The organism is Ruegeria sp. AP12, assembly GCF_056540025.1.
On record NZ_JBQFVZ010000135.1, the window covers coordinates 1 to 921 of the forward strand.

Annotated in this window: 1 protein-coding gene and 1 pseudogene; one reads left to right on the forward strand and one right to left on the reverse strand. The window is 56.4% G+C overall.

Translation table 11 applies throughout. The annotated features are described in order from the left end of the window. A partial coding sequence (locus ACR0E6_RS21775; RefSeq protein WP_480587240.1) for a YeeE/YedE thiosulfate transporter family protein occupies nucleotides 1-670 on the forward strand: 670 nt, incomplete at its 5' end. 1 nt (nucleotide 671) lies between these two features. Here ACR0E6_RS21775 and ACR0E6_RS21780 read toward each other — a convergent pair. Next, nucleotides 672-921, reverse strand: a pseudogene (locus ACR0E6_RS21780) (MBL fold metallo-hydrolase); the annotation flags it as partial.

Sequence of the window (921 nt, forward strand, 5' to 3'; positions counted from 1 at the left end):
TTTAACCTTGGTGGCTCAGGCTGCTTACACGGGCGTTCTTAGTCCCGCCCGCGAATTGCTTTCCGGGATCTGGACTGTCTCAGGAGGCGCCTCGAGAGATCTTTCGGAAATACTTGGTTATTCGCCAGTGGCTTATACAGCCGTTGCAGCGTTGGGATTGGTGTCGGCAATTGCATTCGCATTCCACCGGAGAGTCGTGCCTGTCAGAATCATAACAGCCGCAGGCGTTGGCGTGGCTGTGGCGCTTGGCTGGATGATGACCTTTGCGATCGCGCAAGCATCTTTTGACGTCGTGCCCGTGTCGTCCATAACATTTACCGGACCGGCCACGGATACACTGATGGCGTTAGTTGCGGAGAGGAGCGTTGTGTTGTCCTTCGGTATCGGCCTCGTTCCAGGCGTAGCAATTGGTGCCGCAGGCGCGGCCTTAACTGCAGGGGAGTGGAAGATCGAACGGTTTGGCCCGGATACTCCGATGGAGCGCTACCTTGCTGGAGCTGTCCTCATGGGGTTTGGAGCCATGCTGGCCGGAGGTTGCGCCGTGGGAGCAGGGCTTTCCGGAGGGTCCGCACTGTCATTGACGGCATGGCTTGCCGTTTTCTTCATGTGGGTTGGAGCAATCAGCACGCATAGGTTATTGAGGCGAATGCCTGTTCCACAAACGTCCTGAGCTATTCGAATTCCATCTGCTCAAAAACGCGCCCGGCATTTTTTGTCGCCAGTTCCTCAAACGTGTCCAAATGGGCATATGGTGACTGATCGACGTAGTAAGCCTCTGCCAGATCGCCGCCGGCATCCATATGCTCTTGGATCTTGCCGCGCAGATAGATCAGGTAGTCGCGTGTATAGCGGCGCACCTGATCCATGTTTGTCGGATGACCGTGGCCGGGGATGACATATGTGGCTCCCAAAGCTTCGAAC